The following is a 20,432-nucleotide window of genomic DNA, read 5'->3' on the forward strand; positions in this document are numbered from 1 at the left end:
CCTCATTGCCTTCCGACCGTCCGTCAGCCCCTACACTCCGGACATGGACACGCCGGATACCCGCCTCAGCCGCGCCCAGGTGCGCATCGATCTCGCCGAACGCAGCTACGACATCCTGATCGGTGACGGGCTGCTGACCGATCCTGCAAGCTACCACGGGCTGCCGGAAGGTGGGACTGCCATGGTGGTCACCAACACCACGGTCGCACCCTTGTACCTGGAGGCCCTGGCCGGCGTGTTGCGGACCCGTCATGCGCGCGTGTTGCACGTGGTGCTGCCCGATGGTGAGTCCCACAAGGACTGGCGAACCCTCCAGCTGATCTTCGATGCCCTGCTCGGGTCGGCCTGCGACCGGAAGACGGTGCTGTACGCACTGGGCGGCGGCGTCATCGGCGACATGACCGGTTTTGCCGCCGCCAGCTACATGCGCGGTGTGCCCTTCGTGCAGGTGCCCACCACCTTGCTGGCGCAGGTGGATTCGTCGGTGGGCGGCAAGACGGCCATCAACCACCCGCTGGGCAAGAACATGATCGGTGCGTTCTACCAGCCGCTGCGGGTGATCTGTGATCTGGACACGCTCAGGACGCTGCCCGACCGCGAGCTCAGCGCCGGTCTGGCCGAGGTCATCAAGTACGGGCCGATCGCCGACATGGCGTTCCTCGACTGGATCGAGGCCCATGTCGATGCCCTGGTGGCCCGCGACCCTGCCGCACTCGCGCGCGCGGTGCAGCGCAGCTGCGAGATCAAGGCGCTGGTGGTGGGGCAGGACGAGCGGGAGTCGGGTCTTCGGGCCATCCTCAATTTCGGCCACACCTTCGGCCACGCCATCGAGGCCGGCATGGGCTACGGCGCCTGGCTGCATGGCGAGGCGGTGGGCTGCGGCATGGTGATGGCCGCGCGGCTGTCGCAGGCGCTCGGCCGGGTGGACGCGGCCTTCGTGACGCGACTGCAGGCGCTGGTGCAGCGGGCCGGCTTGCCGACCCGTGCTCCGGTGCTCGATGCGGACGACAACGCGCAGCGCTGGCTGTCGCTGATGCGGGTGGACAAGAAGGCCGAGGCCGGCGAGATCCGCTTCGTGCTGATCGATCCGCCCGGCACGGCCGTGATGCGTCCGGCGCCCGATGACACGGTGGCCCGCGTCATCGCCGAATCCTGCGCGGGATGATGGAGGCGGTCGGTCTGGACCCTTGCGCGTGCGATCCGGCCGCCACGCGAGGCAGGCGCCATCCCGAGACGCCAGCGCCCACCCGCACCGCCTTCCAGCGCGACCGCGACCGTGTCATCCATTCCACCGCGTTCCGGCGGCTGGTCTACAAGACCCAGGTGTTCCTCAACCACGAGGGCGACCTGTTCCGGACCCGGCTGACGCATTCCCTCGAAGTGGCCCAGCTGGGCCGTTCGATCGCCCGGTCATTGCGGCTCAACGAGGACCTGGTCGAAGCCATCGCGCTGGCGCACGATCTGGGTCATACCCCGTTCGGCCATGCGGGTCAGGATGCCCTGCACGACTGCATGCGCCGCTGCATCGAACAGGGGACGTCCACCGACGACTGGGGCTTCGAGCACAACCTGCAGAGTCTGCGGGTGGTCGACGAGCTGGAGGAGCGGTACCCGGCCTTCGACGGACTCAACCTGTGCTTCGAGACCCGCGAAGGCATCCTCAAGCATTGTTCGCGCAGCAATGCCCAGCGGCTCGAAGCCATGGAGCCCGGCGGCGTGGCCCACCGCTTCCTGCACGGCGGGTCGCCGTCGCTCGAGGCCCAGCTGTGCAACCTGGCCGACGAGATTGCCTACAACGCCCATGACATCGACGATGGCGTGCGGTCCGGGCTCATCACCCTGGAGCAGCTGGAGCAGGTGCCGCTGTTCGACGACTACCGCCGCCGTGCGCTGCAAGTTCATCCGAAGCTCGGCGGGCGGCGTCTGTTGTTCGAATCGATACGGCTCATGCTGAGCGACCAGGTCTATGACGTGATCGAGGCGACCCGCCGATCGCTGCACGACGCCGGTGTCGCCACGGTGGACGATGTGCGGCGATCTCCCCCGCTGGTGGTGTTCTCGGCCGACATGCGCCAGCGCAGCCAGGCGCTCAAGACCTTTCTGCTGCGCAACCTCTACCGGCACCCGCAGGTCATGGAAACCACCGGCCGGGCGCGGCAGGTGGTGACCGAGCTGTTCACGGCCTATCTGTCCGATCCGGCGCAACTGCCCGAAGCCCATGCCAGCCGCCAGCACCTGCCCCGTGCGGTGGCCGATTACATCGCCGGCATGACCGACCGCTTCGCGATCCGCGAACACGAACGGCTGTCCGGTGCCGTCCTGTTCCCCTGAAACCGCCCCATGGCCCGTCAGCCCCGACTCACCCTGCCCGGCGAGCCGCACCATGTGGTGCTCAGGGGCAACGACCGGCAGGCCATCGTGCGCGACGATGCCGACCGCGAACACCTGATGCAGGCGATCTTCCAGCACGCCCGCAACCAGCGGGTGGCCGTGCACGCCTGGGTCATCGTGGACAACCACTTCCACCTGCTGGCCACGCCCGACACGGAGGACGGGGTCCCGCGCCTGATGCAGGCGCTCGGCCGCAGTCACGTGCGCCACTTCAATGACCGGCACCGGCGCACCGGCACCCTCTGGGAGGGGCGGTACCGCAGCACCCTGGTGCAGCCCGACCACCACCTGCTGGACTGCATGGTCTATCTGGATCTCCACCCGGTGCGGCTGGGGCTGGCCACGGAGCCGGGCGCCTACCCGTGGTCCAGCCATGGGCACTACGCCGGCCTGGGCGTGCAGCGGCAGGTGGCTCCCCCTGCGGTGTACTGGGGCCTGGGCAACACGCCCTTCGCGCGTGAGGCGGCGTACGCCACTGCCGTTCGAACCGGTGTCGGATCGCTGCGCGAGGCGGCCCTGGTGGATGCGGTGCTGCACGGCTGGGCCTGGGGGGACGAAGCCCACCTCGCCGAGCTGCAGCGCCGCACCGGCCGGCGGCTGAGCCGCGGCAAGCCGGGCCGTCCGAGGCGCCCCGAGCCCGAGACCGACGACGGTAATCTGTCCCCAATTAATTGACGGGTCACCGACTTAGGTTGGATTTAAGTGTCTGACCCCATTTAAATGGGCTTGGCATGCGTGTTGCATTGCAATAAGCTCCCACCTCCCGTTTTTGCGTCCCCACGCACCTACCGAACAAAGGAAGCGCCATGAACACGGCAGCCGAACAGCAGCACCTCCAGCAACACGGCCTGTACGACCCGGCCAACGAGCACGACGCCTGCGGCGTGGGCTTCGTGGCCCACATCAAGGGTGAAAAGAGCCATGCCATCGTGGAGCAGGCGCTCAAGATCCTGGAGAACCTCGACCACCGGGGTGCCGTGGGCGCCGACAAGCTGATGGGCGACGGTGCCGGCCTGCTGATCCAGATGCCCGATGCCCTCTACCGTGAAGAGATGGCCGCCCAGGGCGTGACGCTGCCGCCGGCGGGTGAATATGGCGTGGGCATGATCTTCATGCCCAAGGAGCACGCCAGCCGGCTGGCCTGCGAACAGGAAATGGAGCGGGCCATCGCGGCCGAAGGCCAGGTGCTGCTGGGCTGGCGTGACGTGCCGGTGAACCGCGACATGCCGATGTCGCCCACCGTGCGCGAGAAGGAACCCATCATCCGCCAGGTATTCATCGGCCGGGGCAGCGACGTCATCGTGCAGGACGCGCTCGAGCGCAAGCTCTACGTCATCCGCAAGACCGCCAGCGCCGCCATCCAGCGCCTCAAGCTCACCCACTCCAAGGAGTACTACGTGGTGAGCATGAGCAGCCGCACCGTGGTCTACAAGGGCCTGCTGCTGGCCGATCAGGTGGGCACCTACTTCATGGACCTGCAGGACCCGCGCTGCGTCTCGGCCCTGGGTCTGGTGCACCAGCGCTTCTCCACCAACACCTTCCCGGAGTGGCCGCTGGCCCACCCCTACCGCTACGTGGCCCACAACGGCGAGATCAACACCGTCAAGGGCAACTACAACTGGATGAAGGCGCGCGAAGGCGTGATGAGCTCGCCGGTGCTGGGGGACGACCTGAAGAAGCTCTACCCCATCAGCTTCCCCAGCCAGTCCGACACCGCCACCTTCGACAACTGCCTCGAACTGCTGACCATGGCCGGCTACCCGCTGGCCCAGGCGGTGATGATGATGATCCCCGAGCCGTGGGAGCAGCACACCACCATGGACGAGCGCCGCAAGGCCTTCTACGAGTACCACGCCGCCATGATGGAGCCGTGGGACGGCCCGGCCTCCATCGTGTTCACCGACGGCCGCCAGATCGGCGCCACGCTGGACCGCAACGGCCTGCGCCCCTCGCGTTACTGCATCACCGACGACGACTTCGTGATCATGGGGTCCGAGTCGGGCGTGCTGCCGGTGCCCGAGAACAAGATCGTGCGCAAATGGCGCCTGCAGCCCGGCAAGATGTTCCTGATCGACCTGGAACAGGGCCGCATGATCGACGACGAGGAGCTCAAGGCCAACCTCGCCAACAGCAAGCCGTACAAGCAGTGGATCGAGAACCTGCGCATCAAGCTCGATGACGTCGAGCCGAACGCTGCCGACGTGCCGCAGGACGGTGCCGTGTCGCTGCTGGACCGCCAGCAGGCCTTCGGCATGACACAGGAAGACATCAAGTTCCTGCTGGCGCCCATGGCCCAGGCCGGCGAGGAGGGCATCGGCTCCATGGGCAACGACAGCCCGCTGGCCGTGCTGTCCGACAAGAACAAGCCACTCTACAACTACTTCAAGCAGCTGTTCGCCCAGGTGACCAACCCGCCGATCGACCCGATCCGCGAGGCCATCGTGATGTCGCTGGTGTCCTTCATCGGACCCAAGCCCAACCTGCTGGACATCAACCAGGTCAACCCGCCGATGCGCCTGGAGGTGAGCCAGCCGGTGCTGGACTTCGCCGACATGGCCAAGCTGCGCGACATCGAAGCCACCACCCAGGGCAAGTTCCGCAGTGCCACGCTGGACATCACCTACCCGGTGGCCTGGGGCCGCGAAGGCGTGGAAGCCAAGCTGGCCTCGCTGTGCGCCGCTGCCGTGGACGCCATCAAGGGCGGCAAGAACATCCTGATCATCAGCGACCGTGCGGTGTCGCCGACCCAGATCGCCATCCCCGCGCTGCTGGCCCTGTCGGCCATCCACCAGCATCTGGTGCGGGAAGGCCTGCGCACCTCGGTCGGTCTGGTGGTGGAGACCGGCACCGCCCGCGAAGTGCACCACTTCGCCGTGCTGGCCGGCTACGGCGCCGAAGCCGTGCACCCCTACCTGGCCATGGAGACACTGGTCCACATCCACAAGGACCTGCCCGGGGACCTGAGCGCCGACAAGGCGATCTACAACTACGTCAAGGCCATCGGCAAGGGCCTGTCCAAGATCATGTCCAAGATGGGCGTGAGCACCTACATGTCGTACTGCGGCGCCCAGCTGTTCGAGGCCATCGGCCTGAACAGCGACACCGTGGCCAAGTACTTCACCGGCACCGCCAGCCGGGTGGAAGGCATCGGCGTGTTCGAGATCGCCGAAGAGGCCATCCGCATGCACAAGGCCGCCTTCGGTGACGACCCTGTGCTGGCCACCATGCTGGACACCGGCGGCGAGTACGCCTGGCGCGCCCGTGGCGAAGAGCACATGTGGACGCCGGACGCGATCGCCAAGCTGCAGCACAGCACGCGCGCCAACAACTGGAGCACCTACAAGGAATACGCCCAGCTGATCAACGACCAGAGCCGCCGCCACATGACGCTGCGCGGCCTGTTCGAATTCCGCTTCGACCCCGCCAAGGCCATCCCGCTGGACGAGGTCGAGCCGGCCAAGGAGATCGTCAAGCGCTTCGCCACCGGCGCCATGTCGCTCGGCTCCATCTCCACCGAAGCACACGCCACGCTGGCTGTGGCCATGAACCGCATCGGCGGCAAGAGCAACACCGGCGAGGGCGGCGAGGATGAGCGCCGCTACCGCAACGAGCTCAAGGGCATCAAGATCACCAAGGGCGAGACGCTCAAGTCCATCATCGGCGACGATGTGGTCGAGGTCGACATGCCGCTGGAAGCCGGCGACAGCCTGCGCTCGCGCATCAAGCAGGTGGCCTCCGGCCGGTTCGGCGTGACCGCCGAATACCTGCAGAGCGCCGACCAGGTGCAGATCAAGATGGCCCAGGGCGCCAAGCCGGGCGAGGGCGGTCAGCTGCCCGGCGGCAAGGTGTCCGAGTACATCGGCAAGCTGCGTTACTCGGTGCCCGGCGTGGGCCTGATCAGCCCGCCGCCGCACCACGACATCTATTCCATCGAAGACCTGGCCCAGCTGATCCACGACCTCAAGAACGTGGCACCGCACGCCAGCATCAGCGTCAAGCTGGTGTCGGAAGTGGGCGTGGGCACCATCGCAGCCGGCGTGGCCAAGTGCAAGGCCGACCATGTGGTGATCGCCGGCCACGACGGCGGCACCGGCGCCTCGCCGTGGTCGTCCATCAAGCACGCCGGTTCGCCCTGGGAAATCGGTCTGGCCGAAACCCAGCAGACCCTGGTGCTCAACCGCCTGCGCAGCCGCATCCGCGTGCAGGCCGACGGTCAGATGAAGACCGGCCGTGACGTGGTGATTGCCGGTCTGCTGGGCGCCGACGAGTTCGGCTTCGCCACCGCGCCGCTGGTGGTGGAGGGCTGCATCATGATGCGCAAGTGCCACCTCAACACCTGCCCGGTGGGCGTGGCCACCCAGGACCCGGCGCTGCGCAAGAAGTTCACCGGCAAGCCCGAGCACGTCGTCAACTACTTCTTCTTCATTGCCGAGGAAGTGCGCCAGATCATGGCCCAGCTGGGCGTGCGCAAGTTCGACGAGCTCATCGGCCGTGCCGACCTGCTGGACATGCGCGCCGGCATCGAGCACTGGAAAGCCCGCGGCCTGGACTTCAGCCGTCTGCTGGCCACCCCGGCCGTGCCGGCCGACGTGCCGCGCCTGCACACCGAAGAGCAGGAGCACGGTCTGGAGAAGTCGCTGGACCGCGTGCTGATCGAGCGCGCCAAGCCGGCCCTGGAAAAGGGTGAGCGGGTGCAGTTCATCGAGGTGGCGCGCAACGTCAACCGCTCGGTGGGTGCCATGCTGTCCGGCGAACTGACCAAGCACCATCCGGAAGGCCTGCCGGACGACACCATCCGCATCCAGCTCGAAGGCACCGGCGGTCAGTCGTTCGGCGCCTTCCTGGCCAAGGGCATCACGCTCTACCTGATCGGTGACGCGAACGACTACACCGGCAAGGGCCTCTCGGGCGGCCGCGTGGTGGTGCGGCCGAGCATCGACTTCCGTGGCGAGGCCGCGCGCAACATCATCGTCGGCAACACCGTGATGTACGGCGCCACCAGCGGCGAGGCCTTCTTCAGCGGCGTGGGCGGCGAGCGCTTTGCGGTGCGTCTGTCCGGCGCCACGGCGGTGGTCGAAGGCACCGGTGACCATGGCTGCGAATACATGACCGGCGGCACCGTGGTGGTGCTGGGCAAGACCGGCCGCAACTTCGCTGCCGGCATGAGCGGCGGCGTGGCTTACGTCTATGACGAGGACGGTCGCTTCGCCGAGCGCTGCAACACCGCCATGGTCAGCATGGAGAAGGTGCTGCCGGCGGCCGAGCAGGAAGCCTCCATGGACAAGGCCATCTGGCACCGCGGCCAGACCGACGAAGCCCAGCTCAAGAAGCTGCTGGAAGACCACAACCGCTGGACCGGCAGCAAGCGCGCCCGCGAGCTGCTGGACAACTGGGCCACCTCGCGTGCCAGGTTCGTCAAGGTGTTCCCGAACGAATACAAGCGCGCCCTGGGCGAGATCGCCGCCCGCAAGTCCGCTGCCGCCGCCCCCAAGGCCCCGGCTGCGTCCAAGCGCGCTGCCGCCGTCAAGTAATCCGAACAACGCACCGACCCACGAAGGACCAACACCATGGGAAAAGTCACCGGCTTCATGGAATTCGAACGACTGGAAGAGGGCTACAAGCCCGTTCCGGAACGGGTGAAGCACTACAAGGAATTCGTCATCGGCCTGACCGAGGAGCAGTCCAAGGTCCAGGCCGCCCGCTGCATGGACTGCGGCACGCCGTTCTGCAACAACGGCTGCCCGGTCAACAACATCATTCCGGACTTCAACAACCTTGTGTTCGAGGGTGACTGGCGCAACGCCATCACTGTGCTGCACAGCACCAACAACTTCCCCGAGTTCACCGGCCGCATCTGCCCCGCACCCTGCGAGGCCGCCTGCACGCTCAACGTGAACGACGATGCGGTGGGCATCAAGTCGATCGAGCACGCCATCATCGACCGCGCCTGGAACGAGGGCTGGGTCCAGCCGCAGCCGCCGCGCCACAAGACCGGCAAGAAGGTGGCGGTCGTCGGTTCCGGGCCGGCCGGCCTGGCCGCGGCCCAGCAGCTCGCCCGCGTCGGCCACGACGTGACCGTGTTCGAGAAGAACGACCGGGTCGGTGGCCTGCTGCGCTACGGCATCCCCGACTTCAAGATGGAGAAGACCCACATCGACCGCCGCGTCGAGCAGATGGAAGCCGAAGGCGTGACCTTCCGCACCGGGGTCATGGTCGGCCAGCTGCCCGAGGGCAGCAAGGTGACCAACTGGGCCAAGGAGACCATCTCGCCCGAGCAGTTGCGCAGCGAGTTCGACGCCGTCCTGCTGTGCGGCGGCGCCGAGCAGAGCCGCGATCTGCCGGTGCCCGGCCGCGACCTCGATGGCGTGCACTTCGCCATGGAGTTCCTGCCCATGCAGAACAAGGTGAATGCCGGCGACAAGCTTAAGGGCCAGATCCGCGCCGACGGCAAGCACGTCATCGTGATCGGTGGCGGCGACACCGGCTCCGACTGTGTGGGCACCAGCAACCGCCACGGCGCGGCCAGCGTGACCCAGTTCGAGGTCATGCCCCAGCCGCCCGAGCAGGAAAACAAGCCCCTGGTGTGGCCGTACTGGCCGCTCAAGCTGCGCACCAGCTCCAGCCACGAAGAAGGCTGCCAGCGCGAGTTCGCCATCTCCACCAAGGAGTTCATCGGCAAGAACGGCAAGGTCACCGGCCTCAAGACGGTCCATGTCGAGATGAAGGACGGCAAGCTGGTCGAGATCCCGGGCACCGAAAAGGAATACCAGGCCGACCTGGTGCTGCTGGCCATGGGCTTCGTGAGCCCGGTGGCTTCGGTGCTGGACGCTTTCGGCATCGACAAGGACGGCCGCGGCAACGCCCGCGCCACCACCGATTTCACCGGTGGTTACGTCACCAACGTCAACAAAGTGTTTGCGGCCGGTGACATCCGCCGTGGCCAGTCGCTGGTGGTCTGGGCCATCCGCGAGGGCCGGCAGGCCGCCCGTGCCGTGGACGAGTTCCTGATGGGCCATTCCGACCTGCCGCGCTGACACCGTGGCCCGCAGGGGACCCGGGATACCGGGTTATCCCGCATCCCTTATCATGAAGAGCCGGGCCCCCAGCCCGGCTTTTCATTGATGAACCCCATCCCAGACACCCCCCTTGTCGAACTGCGCGGCGTCACCTTCGGCTACGGTGAGCGCGTCATCCTCGACGACATTTCGCTGACCGTGCCGCGTGGCAAGGTCACGGCGCTCATGGGCGCTTCCGGCGGCGGCAAGACCACGGTGCTGCGCCTGATCGGCGGGCAGATCCGGGCCAACCGGGGCCAGACCCTGTTCGACGGCAGTGACGTCACCACCATGGACGCTGCCCGGCTCTACGAAGCGCGCCGCCGCATGGGCATGCTGTTCCAGTTCGGTGCCCTGTTCACCGACATGAGCGTGTTCGACAACGTCGCCTTCCCCTTGCGCGAGCACACCGCGCTGCCCGAATCCATGGTGCGCGACATCGTGCTCATGAAGCTCAACGCCGTGGGCCTGCGCGGTGCCCGGCAGCTGATGCCCAGCGAACTCTCAGGCGGCATGGCCCGGCGCGTGGCGCTGGCCCGTGCCATTGCGCTCGACCCCGAACTCATCATGTACGACGAGCCGTTTGCCGGTCTCGATCCCATCTCCCTGGGCACGGCGGCCCGGCTCATCCGCCAGCTCAACGACGCCATGGGCCTGACCAGCATCGTGGTTTCGCACGACCTGGACGAGACCTTCCACATCGCCGATCAGGTCATCGTGCTGGCCAACGGCCGCATTGCCGCCCAAGGCACGCCCGACGAGGTGCGCCACAGCACCGACCCGCTGGTGCACCAGTTCGTCAATGCCCTGCCCGACGGCCCGGTCCGCTTCCACCATCCGGCCCCGGACCTGACCGCCGACTTCGGCCCGGGAGGCCAGGCATGAAGGCCCTGCACCCCGCCCGCGTGGGCCGGGCCGTGCGGCTCAAGCTGGCCGGCATCGGCCTGGGCGCCCGGCTGTTCCTGCGCCTGCTGACACTGTTCGGTGCCAGCCTGCGCCGATTCGGTCTGGTCCGCGACCAGATCCATTTTCTGGGCAACTATTCGCTGGCCATCATCGGCGTGTCGGGCCTGTTCGTGGGTTTCGTGCTCGGGCTGCAGGGCTACTACACGCTGCAGCGCTATGGCGCCACCGAGGCCCTGGGGCTGCTGGTGGCGCTCTCACTGGTGCGCGAGCTGGGGCCGGTGGTCAGTGCGCTGCTGTTTGCAGGCCGGGCCGGCACCTCGCTGACGGCCGAGATCGGTCTCATGAAGGCCGGCGAGCAGCTCAGCGCGATGGAAATGATGGCCGTCGATCCGGTGCGGCGGGTGCTGGCGCCCCGGTTCTGGGCCGGTGTGATCACGCTGCCGCTGCTGGCCGCGGTGTTCAGCGCGGTCGGCATCATCGGCGGCTGGGTGGTGGGCGTCCTCATGATCGGTGTGGACGCCGGCGCCTTCTGGAGCCAGATGCAGGGCGGTGTGGACGTGTGGGCCGATGTGGGCAACGGCGTCATCAAGAGCATCGTCTTCGGCTTCACCGTCACCTTCGTGGCCTTGCTGCAGGGCTATCTGGCCCAGCCCACCCCCGAAGGCGTGTCACGCGCCACCACCCGCACCGTGGTGGTGGCTTCCCTGGCGGTGCTCGGACTCGACTTCGTCCTCACCGCCATGATGTTCAGCATCTGAATCACCGGACCTCACCGCCATGAACACCTCCAAAAACGATGTCTGGGTCGGCCTGTTCGTCCTCATCGGCGCCGCCGCGATCCTCTTCCTGGCCCTGCAGTCGGCCAACCTGCTCTCGCTCAATTTCGAGCCCACCTACAAGGTGACCGCCCGCTTCGACAACATCGGCGGCCTCAAGCCCCGGGCCGCGGTGCGCAGTGCCGGGGTGGTGGTCGGCCGGGTGGAGTCGATCACCTTCGACGACAAGACTTTCCAGGGCAATGTGGTGCTGGCGCTGGAGTCGCGTTACGCTTTCCCCAAGGACAGCTCCATGAAGATCCTCACCAGCGGTCTTCTGGGGGAGCAATACATCGGCATCGAGCCGGGTGGCGATCCGGAGAACATCGCTGCCGGTGCGGTGATCACCCAGACCCAGTCCGCCGTCATCCTCGAAAACCTGATCGGCCAGTTCCTGTTCAACAAGGCCGCCGAGGGCAAGCCGGCCGAAGGCGCCCAGTGAGGCCGCACAAGGAGCACACCATGAACCCCGTCTCTTGCGTTTCCCGCCGACTCCAGCTCGCGTTTCTGGCGGGCCTGACCGCCTTGCTGGCCGGCTGTGCCACCGGCCCTGATGCCAATCCGCGCGACCCGCTGGAGCCTTTCAACCGGGGTGTCTACCGGTTCAACGACGCGGTGGACACGGCGGTGGTCAAGCCGGTCGCCACCGCCTATGTGGAAGTCACGCCCCAGCCGGTTCGTACCGGGGTCAACAACTTCTTCTCCAACCTGGGCGATCTGTGGTCGACCTTCAATGCGCTGTTCCAGCTGCGGCCCAAGGAGGCGGGCGAGAACCTCATGCGCTTCAGCGTGAACACGGTGTTCGGCCTGGGCGGGGTGCTCGACATCGCCTCCGAAGCCGGCATTCCGCGCACCAAGATCGATTTCGGCCAGACCCTGGGCCGCTGGGGTGTGCCGTCGGGCCCGTATGTGGTGCTGCCATTCCTGGGCCCGTCGTCGGTGCGCGACACCGGCGGGCTGGTGGTCGATCTCGCGGCCGATCCGCTGAACCAGCTCGACAACAAGGCCAACCGCAATGCCCTGTGGGCGCTGGAGGTGGTGGACATCCGTGCCGGCCTGCTGGGCGCCTCCAACGTGCTGGAAGAGGCCGCGCTCGACAAGTACAGCTTCACCCGCGACCTCTACCTCAACCGGCGCCAGAGCCAGGTCGACCGCATGATCGACAAGGGCATCGGCATCGGCGACGGTGAGTGATCACTCCGATGATCACCGATACGAATCGCAACGAATGACCCGGGAACCCGACACGAAGCTGCGCCATCGCACGCCTACCATCGGGTTTCCCCTACTGAAAGGAATTTCCATGATCCAGCGCCGTTCCTGGCTGGCCATCCTGTCCCTCTCCGCCGCTGCGTGGGCACTGCCCGCGATGGCGTCCGACGAGGCGCCGGATGCCATGGTCAAACGCATCTCCACCGAGGTGCTCAACGCGGTCAAGGCCGATCCGGCCATCCAGGCCGGGGACATCAACCGCATCGTCAACCTGGTCGACACCAAGATCATGCCCAACGTGAACTTCACGCGCATGACCGCCTCGGCCGTCGGCCGGTTCTGGCGCCAGGCCACGCCCGAGCAGCAGAAGCAGCTGCAGGACGAGTTCAAGACCCTGCTGGTGCGCACCTACTCCGGCGCGCTGGGCGAGGTCAAGGACCAGACGCTGAGCTTCAAGCCGCTGCGCATGCAGCCCACCGACACCGAGGTCATCGTGCGCAGCGAGGTGCGCGGGCGGGGCGAGCCGATCCAGCTGGACTACCGCCTGGAAAAAAGCGCCGGTGGCTGGAAGATCTACGACCTCAACGTGCTGGGCGTGTGGCTGGTGGAAACCTACCGCACCCAGTTCGCGCAGGAAATCTCGGCCAAGGGCATCGACGGGCTGATCGCATCGCTGGCCCAGCGCAACAAGACCAACAGCGCCCGGAGCTGAGAGCCCCGGCCGCGTCCTGATCGATTTCCGTGACCGATACCTTGAATCCGGTGGCCCGCCTGCCCGAGCGGCTGACGCTGCATGAAGCAGCGGCCACCCTCCAGTCCTTCCAGTCCGCCGTGGCGTCCCGGGCCGGCCCGGTCGTGCAGGTCGATGCGTCGGCCTTGCGGCACTTCGACTCTTCGGCCGTGGCCGTGCTGCTCGAGATCGGGCGCGACCTGCAGCAGCGGGGCCAGTCGCTTCAGGTCGTCGGCCTGCCCCGGCGGCTGCGCGATCTGGTGGCCCTGTACGGCGTGGAGTCGCTTCTCCCTGCCTGAAGCGGCCGGCGGACCCCCGCCTTAAAATGGCCGGCTCACCCGCTGCCGCAGATGGTCTGCGCCCGACCGGTGAGACCTGCGGTCCCGCCTGCGCATGCCAGCTGTTTCCTTCCAGAACGTCTCCAAGACCTACACCACCGCCCGTGGCGCCTTCCAGGCCCTGCGCTCGGTGTCGTTCGACATCGAGCCCGGTGAATTCTTCGGTCTGCTCGGCCCCAACGGCGCCGGCAAGACCACGCTCATCAGCATCCTGGCCGGCCTGAGCCGGGCCACCGAGGGCCGCGTGACCGTGCTCGGCCACGATGTGCAGTCCGACTATGCGGCGGCCCGCCGCCAGCTCGGTGTGGTCCCGCAGGAGCTGGTGTTCGATCCTTTCTTCAACGTGCGCGAGGCACTGCGCATCCAGTCCGGCTATTTCGGCGTGCGCCACAACGACGACTGGATCGACGAGCTGCTCGCCGGCCTGGGCCTGGCCGACAAGGCCAATGCCAACATGCGCCAGCTCTCCGGCGGCATGAAGCGCCGGGTGCTGATCGCCCAGGCGCTGGTGCACAAGCCCCCGGTCATCGTGCTGGACGAGCCCACCGCCGGTGTCGACGTGGAGCTGCGCCAGACGCTGTGGCAGTTCGTCTCCGGCCTGAACAAGCGGCTGGGCAGCACCGTGCTGCTGACCACCCACTACCTGGAAGAGGCCGAGGCGCTCTGCACCCGGATTGCCATGCTCAAGCAGGGCGAGGTGGTGGCGCTGGAAAGCACATCGTCCCTGCTGGCCCGTTCTTCGTCGCAGGTGCTGCGCTTCAAGACCGACACGGCCCTGCCGGCCGACCTGGCGGCCCTGGCCCGCGTGACCGGTCGGGTCGTGCAGCTGCCGGCCGACGACGCCCTGGCCGTGGAACGCACGCTGGCCCGACTGCGCGAAGCCGGCTTGACGCCACAGGACATCGAGATCCGCAAACCCGATCTCGAGGATGTGTTCCTGGCCCTCACCGGCAGCAACCCGGCTGTGCAGGAGGTGGCGGCATGAACGGCTGGCAGACCCTGTTCTACAAGGAGGTCCTGCGCTTCTGGAAGGTCGGTTTCCAGACCGTGGCGGCACCGGTCATCACGGCCATCCTCTACCTGATGATCTTCGGTCACGTGCTGGAGGACCGGGTGCAGGTGTACGACTCGGTCAACTACACCGCCTTCCTGCTGCCCGGCCTGGTCATGATGAGCGTGCTGCAGAACGCCTTTGCCAACAGCAGCAGCTCGCTCATCCAGAGCAAGATCATGGGCAACCTGGTCTTCCTGCTGCTCACGCCGCTCTCCCACCGGGCGTGGTTCGTGGCCTATGTGGGTTCCTCGGTGGTGCGCGGCATGGCGGTGGGTGCCGGCGTGATGCTGGCCACCTGGTGGTTCGCACAGCCCACCGTGGTGGCGCCGCTGTGGATCGTGGCCTTCGGCCTGATGGGCGCGGCGCTGCTGGGCGCCCTCGGCGTGATTGCCGGGCTGTGGGCCGAGAAGTTCGACCAGATGGCCGCGTTCCAGAACTTCATCATCGTGCCCATGACCTTCCTCTCGGGCGTGTTCTACTCCATCCATTCCCTGCCGGCTTTCTGGCAGCAGGTCAGCCACCTCAACCCGTTTTTCTACATGATCGACGGTTTCCGCTATGGCTTCTTCGGCCAGAGCGACGTCTCTCCGTGGATCAGCCTGGGCCTGGTGGCTGCCGCACTCGCCGCCGTGAGCGCCCTGGCCCTGCACCTGCTCAAGACCGGCTACAAGATCCGACACTGACATGACCGCCGAACAACTCCAGAACCTCATTGCTGCCGGCCTGCCGTGCGACCACATCGAAGTCACCGGTGACGGTCGGCACTGGGCCGCGGTCATCGTGTCGCCGGCCTTCGAGGGCCTGCGCCTGATCCAGCGCCACCAGCGGGTGTACGCCACCCTGGGTGAACGCATCCGCACCGACGAGGTCCATGCCCTGTCGATGAAGACCCACACACCGGCCGAATGGGCGGCCCAGGCCTGACATGGACAAACTCCGAATCCGCGGTGGCAACACCCTGACCGGCGAGGTGCCGATCTCCGGCGCCAAGAACGCTGCCCTGCCCGAGCTGTGCGCCGCACTGCTCACCGACCAGCCGGTGACGCTGCAGAACGTGCCGCGCCTGCGCGACGTGGTCACCATGCGCCAGCTGCTGGACAACATGGGCGTGCACACCCGCACCGACGAGCCGGGCAGCATCACCCTGCGCGCGCCCGACAGCCTCAAGCCCGAAGCACCGTACGACCTGGTCAAGACCATGCGCGCCTCGGTGCTGGTGCTCGGCCCGCTGCTGGCCCGTTTCGGTCAGGCCAAGGTGTCCCTGCCCGGGGGCTGCGCCATCGGTTCGCGCCCGGTCGACCAGCACATCAAGGGCATGCAGGCCATGGGCGCCGAGATCGTGGTGGAGCACGGTTACATGGTGGCCCGCCTGCCGGCCGGTCGCAGCCGCCTGCACGGCGCCCGCATCGCCACCGACATGGTCACCGTCACCGGCACCGAGAATTTCCTGATGGCCGCCGCGCTGGCCGAAGGCGAGACGCTGCTCGAGAACGCGGCGCAGGAACCCGAGATCGGCGACCTGGCCGAGATGCTCATCGCCATGGGGGCGCGCATCGAGGGTCATGGCACCAGCCGCATCCATGTGCAGGGCGTGGACCGGCTGCAGGGCGGCAGCCACCGGGTGGTGGCCGACCGCATCGAGGCCGGCACCTTCCTGTGTGCCGTGGCCGCCACCGGCGGCGATGTGGTGCTGCGGCATGGTCGCGCCGACCACCTGGATGCCGTCATCGACAAGCTGCTGGAAGCCGGCGCCGAGGTCGAGGCGGGCCATAACTCGGCCGGCGACTTCATCCGCATCCGCGCCAGCGGGCGACTGAAGGCGCAGACCTTCCGCACCACCGAATACCCGGGTTTCCCTACCGACATGCAGGCGCAGTTCATGGCGCTCAACTGCATCTCGCAGGGCACCAGCAAGGTCACCGAGACCATCTTCGAGAACCGGTTCATGCACGTGAACGAGCTGGTGCGTCTGGGGGCCCGCATCCAGACCGACGGCAAGGTGGCGGTCATCGAGGGCGTGGAGCGCCTCTCGGGAGCCACCGTCATGGCCACCGACCTGCGGGCCTCGGCCAGTCTGGTGATCGCCGGTCTGGTGGCCGAGGGCGAGACCGTGGTCGACCGCATCTACCACCTCGACCGGGGCTACGACCAGATGGAGTCCAAGCTGCGCGCCATCGGGGCCGACATCGAACGCATCTCATGAACGACACCATCACCCTGGCCCTGTCCAAGGGCCGCATCTTCGACGAGACCCTGCCGCTGCTGAAGGCCGCCGGCATCGAGGTGCTGGAAGACCCCGAGAAATCGCGCAAGCTGATCCTGCCGACCAACCAGCCCGGCGTGCGGGTGGTGCTGGTGCGCGCCACCGATGTGCCCACCTACGTGGAGCATGGCGGCGCCGACCTGGGCGTGACCGGCAAGGACACCCTGATCGAGCACGGCGGCCAGGGCCTGTACCAGCCGCTGGACCTGAAGATTGCCCGCTGCCGGGTGAGCGTGGCCGTCCGCTCCGACTTCGATTACGCCACCGCCGTGCGCCAGGGATCGCGCCTGCGCGTGGCCACCAAGTACACCACCATCGCCCGCGAGTTCTTCGCCACCAAGGGCGTGCATGTGGACCTGATCAAGCTCTACGGCAGCATGGAGCTGGCCCCGCTGACCGGGCTGGCCGATGCCATCGTCGACCTGGTCTCCACCGGCAACACGCTCAAGGCCAACCAGCTGGTCGAGGTGGAACGCATCATGGACATCAGTTCGCGGCTGGTGGTCAACCAGGCGTCGCTCAAGCTCAAGCAGGCCCGCCTGCGGCCCCTGCTGGACGCCTTTGCCGCTGCCACCGCGCAGGAGCCCCGCGCATGAACGCACCCTTCGCACCGAGCGCACGTCCGTTGCGCCTGTCCACCAACCAGGCCGACTTCGAGGCCGCCTTTGCGCAGCGCCTGCACTGGTCGGCCGAGACCGACGGTGCCATCGAGCAGCGCGTGGCCGACATCCTGGCCGACGTGCGCGCCCGGGGCGATGCCGCCGTGCTGGAGTACACCGCCCGCTTCGACGGCCTGCAGGCCGACGGCCTGAAAGCGCTGGAGCTGACCCAGGTCGAGCTGAAGGCCGCCTTCGACAGCCTGCCCGCTGCCCAGCGGCAGGCGCTGGAAGCCGCCGCCCGCCGGGTTCGCAGCTACCACGAGGCCCAGAAGCGCGCCAGCGGCGAGAGCTGGACCTACCGCGACGAGGACGGCACCCTGCTGGGCCAGAAGGTCACGCCCCTGGACCGCGTGGGCATCTATGTGCCCGGCGGCAAGGCGGCTTACCCGTCGAGCGTGCTCATGAACGCCATCCCGGCCCACGTGGCCGGCGTCGCCGAGATCATCATGGTGGTGCCCACGCCGCGCGGCGAGCGCAACCCGCTGGTGCTGGCGGCGGCCCATGTGGCCGGCGTCTCGCGTGCCTTCACCATCGGCGGGGCACAGGCCGTGGCGGCCCTGGCCTACGGGACGGCCACCGTGCCCCAGGTCGACAAGATCACCGGTCCCGGCAATGCCTACGTGGCCAGCGCCAAGAAGCATGTGTTCGGCACCGTGGGCATCGACATGATCGCCGGCCCGAGCGAGATCCTGGTGCTGGCCGACGGCACCACCCCGGCCGACTGGGTGGCCATGGACCTGTTCAGCCAGGCCGAGCACGACGAGCTGGCCCAGAGCATCCTGCTGTGCCCGGACGCCGCCTACATCGACGCGGTGCAGGCCGCCATCGACCGGCTGCTGCCCACCATGCCGCGTGCCGCCATCATCGCCAAGAGCCTCAACGACCGGGGCGCGCTGATCCACACCCGCGGCATGGACGAAGCCTGCGCCATCAGCAACCGCATCGCGCCCGAGCACCTGGAGGTGTCCAGCCGCGATCCGCACCGCTGGGAGCCGCTGCTCAAGCACGCCGGCGCCATCTTCCTGGGCGCCTACACCAGCGAGAGCCTGGGCGACTACTGCGCCGGCCCCAACCATGTGCTGCCCACCAGCGGCACGGCCCGCTTCAGCTCGCCGCTGGGCGTGTACGACTTCCAGAAGCGCAGCAGCCTGATCGAGGTGAGTGCCGCCGGCGCCCAGACGCTGGGCCAGGTGGCCGCCGAACTGGCCTATGGCGAGGGCCTGCAGGCCCATGCCCGCGCGGCCGAACTGCGGCTGGACCCGGTGCCGCCGATGCGGGGTGGCGCATGAGCGCGCGGCCCGACCCGCTGGGCATGATCCGCCAGGACGTGCAGTCCATGCACGCCTATGCGGTGCAGGATGCCGCCGGCATGGTCAAGCTCGACGCCATGGAGAACCCCTATCGGCTGCCCGATGCGCTGCAGCGGGCCTTGGGCGAGCGCCTGGGTGCCGTGGCCCTGAACCGCTACCCGGGCCCCCGGGTGGACGATCTCAAGGCCGGGCTGGCCGCCCATGTCGACCTGCCGCCCGGCTTCGGCCTGATGCTGGGCAACGGCTCGGACGAGCTCATCTCGCTGCTGGCCATGGCCTGCGACCGGCCCAGAGCCAGCATCCTGGCGCCCGAACCCGGCTTCGTGATGTACGCCATGAGCGCCCGTCTGCAGGGGCTGGCTTTCCATGGCGTGCCGCTGACGGCCGACTTCCAGCTCGACGAGGCCGCCATGGTGGCGGCCCTGCGGGCGCAGCGTCCGGCCATCACCTACCTGGCCTATCCCAACAACCCCACCGCCAACCTGTGGGATGCCGGCGTGATCCGCCGCCTGATCGACGAGGCCGCGCAGTTCGGTGGCCTGGTGGTGATGGACGAGGCCTACCAGCCGTTCTCCAGCAGCACCTGGCTGGATGCCATGCGCGCCGAGCCGCAGGCCCATGCCCATGTGCTGCTCATGCGCACCCTCTCCAAGTTCGGTCTGGCGGGGGTCCGCATCGGCTACATGGTGGGGGCTGCCCGGCTGGTGGCCGAGGTCGACAAGCTGCGCCCGCCCTACAACATCAGCGTGCTCAATGCCGAATGCGCGCTGTTCGCGCTGGAGCACCAGGGGGTGTTTGCCGAACAGGCGGCCGAGATCCGGCGCGAACGCTCGGCACTGATCGCCGCATTGGCCGCCATGCCCGGCGTCGAGCCCTTCCCCAGCGAGGGCAACATGGTGCTGGTGCGTGTGCCCGATGCCCAGCGTGCCTTCGACGGCCTCAAGGCCGCCGGCCTGCTGGTCAAGAATGTTTCTAAAATGCATCCGTTGCTGGCCCGCTGCCTGCGCCTGACGGTGGGAACCCCTGCCGAGAACGCCCAGCTGCTGCGCGCCTTCCCCACCGTCCTATGACCTCCACGCCCTCCGCCTTCCCCGTGCCGCGCCCCGGCGACCGCACTGCCGACGTGCAGCGCAACACCAGCGAGACGCAGATCGGCGTGCGCATCAACCTCGACGGCACCGGCGTGTCGGTGCTGTCCACCGGCATCGGCTTCTTCGACCACATGCTCGACCAGATCGCCCGCCATGGGCTGATCGACCTGCAGATCCAGGCCGTGGGCGACCTGCACATCGACGGCCACCACACGGTGGAAGACGTGGGCATCACCCTGGGTCAGGCCTTTGCCAAGGCCGTGGGCGACAAGAAGGGCATCCGCCGCTACGGCCATGCCTACGTCCCGCTGGACGAGGCGCTGTCGCGCGTGGTCATCGACTTTTCCGGCCGGCCCGGCCTGCACATGCGGGTGCCGTTCAAGAGCGGCATGGTGGGTGCCTTCGACACCCAGCTGGCCTATGAGTTTTTCCAGGGCTTCGTCAACCACGCCGGCGTGACCCTGCACATCGACAACCTGCACGGCGAGAACGCCCACCACCAGGCCGAGACCGTGTTCAAGGCCTTCGCCCGCGCGGTGCGCATGGCCATCGAGCGCGACCTGCGCATGGGCGACGTGATTCCCTCCACCAAGGGCTCGCTCTGAGCA

General features: G+C 67.7%; 19 protein-coding genes. All 19 read left to right on the forward strand.

Translation table 11 applies throughout. The features are described 5' to 3' along the window. Positions 1 to 43 precede the first annotated feature (43 nt). The 19 genes from aroB (at position 44) to hisB (ending at position 20,429) form a co-directional block, all read left to right on the forward strand. Complete coding sequence (aroB, locus tag CAP38_RS13925; RefSeq protein ID WP_086122032.1) at positions 44 to 1,165, forward strand: 3-dehydroquinate synthase; 1,122 nt, start codon at positions 44 to 46, stop codon at positions 1,163 to 1,165. After that, positions 1,165 to 2,331 carry a deoxyguanosinetriphosphate triphosphohydrolase gene (locus tag CAP38_RS13930; RefSeq protein ID WP_373271419.1) on the forward strand — a complete coding sequence of 389 codons (1,167 nt, stop codon included), beginning with the start codon at positions 1,165 to 1,167 and terminating at the stop codon, positions 2,329 to 2,331. The genes aroB and CAP38_RS13930 overlap by 1 nt, the downstream gene beginning before the upstream one ends. A gap of 9 nt (positions 2,332 to 2,340) precedes the next feature. After that, complete coding sequence (locus CAP38_RS13935) at positions 2,341 to 3,066, forward strand: transposase (protein WP_086122034.1); 726 nt, start codon at positions 2,341 to 2,343, stop codon at positions 3,064 to 3,066. Between the two features lie 131 nt (positions 3,067 to 3,197). Continuing rightward, a complete protein-coding gene (locus CAP38_RS13940) occupies positions 3,198 to 7,922 on the forward strand; it encodes a glutamate synthase-related protein (protein ID WP_086122035.1) in 4,725 nt (1,574 codons plus the stop codon). Positions 7,923 to 7,958: 36 nt separating this feature from the next. Next, complete coding sequence (locus CAP38_RS13945; RefSeq protein ID WP_086122036.1) at positions 7,959 to 9,425, forward strand: glutamate synthase subunit beta; 1,467 nt, start codon at positions 7,959 to 7,961, stop codon at positions 9,423 to 9,425. A gap of 87 nt (positions 9,426 to 9,512) precedes the next feature. After that, the gene (locus tag CAP38_RS13950; protein ID WP_086122037.1) at positions 9,513 to 10,331 is read left to right on the forward strand and encodes an ABC transporter ATP-binding protein; all 819 of its coding nucleotides are present in this window, start codon (positions 9,513 to 9,515) and stop codon (positions 10,329 to 10,331) included. Next, a complete protein-coding gene (mlaE, locus tag CAP38_RS13955; protein ID WP_086122038.1) occupies positions 10,328 to 11,110 on the forward strand; it encodes a lipid asymmetry maintenance ABC transporter permease subunit MlaE in 783 nt (260 codons plus the stop codon). Before CAP38_RS13950 ends, mlaE begins: the two co-directional genes overlap by 4 nt. 19 nt (positions 11,111 to 11,129) lie before the next feature. Next, positions 11,130 to 11,609, forward strand: coding sequence for an outer membrane lipid asymmetry maintenance protein MlaD (gene mlaD / locus CAP38_RS13960; protein ID WP_086122039.1), 480 nt, complete (start codon positions 11,130 to 11,132; stop codon positions 11,607 to 11,609). Between the two features lie 20 nt (positions 11,610 to 11,629). Then, on the forward strand, positions 11,630 to 12,361 hold the full coding sequence (locus CAP38_RS13965; protein WP_086122040.1) for a VacJ family lipoprotein: 732 nt from the start codon (positions 11,630 to 11,632) through the stop codon (positions 12,359 to 12,361). 109 nt (positions 12,362 to 12,470) lie between these two features. Then, positions 12,471 to 13,091 (forward strand): phospholipid-binding protein MlaC, encoded by a 621-nt coding sequence (locus CAP38_RS13970; protein ID WP_086122041.1) that lies wholly within the window; start codon positions 12,471 to 12,473, stop codon positions 13,089 to 13,091. A 29-nt stretch (positions 13,092 to 13,120) separates the two neighbouring features. Beyond that, on the forward strand, positions 13,121 to 13,408 hold the full coding sequence (locus CAP38_RS13975; protein WP_256924464.1) for a lipid asymmetry maintenance protein MlaB: 288 nt from the start codon (positions 13,121 to 13,123) through the stop codon (positions 13,406 to 13,408). A 94-nt stretch (positions 13,409 to 13,502) separates the two neighbouring features. Beyond that, the gene (locus tag CAP38_RS13980) at positions 13,503 to 14,432 is read left to right on the forward strand and encodes an ABC transporter ATP-binding protein (RefSeq protein WP_086122042.1); all 930 of its coding nucleotides are present in this window, start codon (positions 13,503 to 13,505) and stop codon (positions 14,430 to 14,432) included. Further along, complete coding sequence (locus CAP38_RS13985) at positions 14,429 to 15,184, forward strand: ABC transporter permease (protein WP_086122043.1); 756 nt, start codon at positions 14,429 to 14,431, stop codon at positions 15,182 to 15,184. The genes CAP38_RS13980 and CAP38_RS13985 overlap by 4 nt, the downstream gene beginning before the upstream one ends. Position 15,185: 1 nt before the next feature. Then, entirely contained in the window at positions 15,186 to 15,425 is a 240-nt protein-coding gene (locus CAP38_RS13990; protein ID WP_086122044.1) for a BolA family protein, read from the forward strand. Between the two features lies 1 nt (position 15,426). Next, the gene (murA, locus tag CAP38_RS13995) at positions 15,427 to 16,704 is read left to right on the forward strand and encodes a UDP-N-acetylglucosamine 1-carboxyvinyltransferase (protein ID WP_086122045.1); all 1,278 of its coding nucleotides are present in this window, start codon (positions 15,427 to 15,429) and stop codon (positions 16,702 to 16,704) included. Next, positions 16,701 to 17,360, forward strand: a complete 660-nt coding sequence (hisG, locus tag CAP38_RS14000) for an ATP phosphoribosyltransferase (RefSeq protein ID WP_086122046.1) — start codon at positions 16,701 to 16,703, stop codon at positions 17,358 to 17,360. Before murA ends, hisG begins: the two co-directional genes overlap by 4 nt. Next, on the forward strand, positions 17,357 to 18,712 hold the full coding sequence (gene hisD, locus CAP38_RS14005) for a histidinol dehydrogenase (protein WP_086122047.1): 1,356 nt from the start codon (positions 17,357 to 17,359) through the stop codon (positions 18,710 to 18,712). The genes hisG and hisD overlap by 4 nt, the downstream gene beginning before the upstream one ends. Then, complete coding sequence (hisC, locus tag CAP38_RS14010) at positions 18,709 to 19,803, forward strand: histidinol-phosphate transaminase (RefSeq protein WP_086122048.1); 1,095 nt, start codon at positions 18,709 to 18,711, stop codon at positions 19,801 to 19,803. Before hisD ends, hisC begins: the two co-directional genes overlap by 4 nt. Beyond that, positions 19,800 to 20,429 carry an imidazoleglycerol-phosphate dehydratase HisB gene (gene hisB, locus CAP38_RS14015; RefSeq protein WP_086122049.1) on the forward strand — a complete coding sequence of 210 codons (630 nt, stop codon included), beginning with the start codon at positions 19,800 to 19,802 and terminating at the stop codon, positions 20,427 to 20,429. The genes hisC and hisB overlap by 4 nt, the downstream gene beginning before the upstream one ends. Positions 20,430 to 20,432: the final 3 nt, after the last annotated feature.

Origin of the sequence: Hydrogenophaga sp. IBVHS2 (assembly GCF_002127215.1) — a bacterium.
GTDB lineage: Bacteria > Pseudomonadota > Gammaproteobacteria > Burkholderiales > Burkholderiaceae_C > Hydrogenophaga.